At 45.0% G+C, this 302-nt stretch carries 1 protein-coding gene; it reads left to right on the top strand.

The features are described from left to right. Positions 1 to 302, top strand: a 302-nt coding sequence (locus tag SANK73390_RS01155) for a condensation domain-containing protein (protein ID WP_462762490.1), incomplete at both ends; no start/stop codon positions are given.

The following is a 302-nucleotide window of genomic DNA, read 5'->3' as shown; positions in this document are numbered from 1 at the left end:
TGAGCAATGTGATCCGTCAAGAGTTTGGCAAAGAAATCAGCCTGCGAGCGCTATTTAGTGCCCCGACAGTATTTGGTTTAGCAAATGTACTTGAACATGAAGCGCAACTCAGTGCACAGCAATTTGATTTGGTAGCACTTGAACATCACGGCAAGCCCCCATTGTCTCATGCCCAAAAGCGTTTGTGGATGGCTGAGCAACTAGAAGAAGGCAGCGCACAGTACAATATGCCTAGTACTTTTGCACTTGAAGGGAAGCTAGATAAAGCAGCATTTGAAAAAGCAATACATACGATAGTGGCA

The sequence above is a fragment of the Pseudoalteromonas sp. SANK 73390 genome, assembly GCF_054966645.1.
The sequence above is the reverse complement of the archived record's forward strand: the minus strand, read 5'-3'. Positions and strand labels throughout refer to the sequence as shown.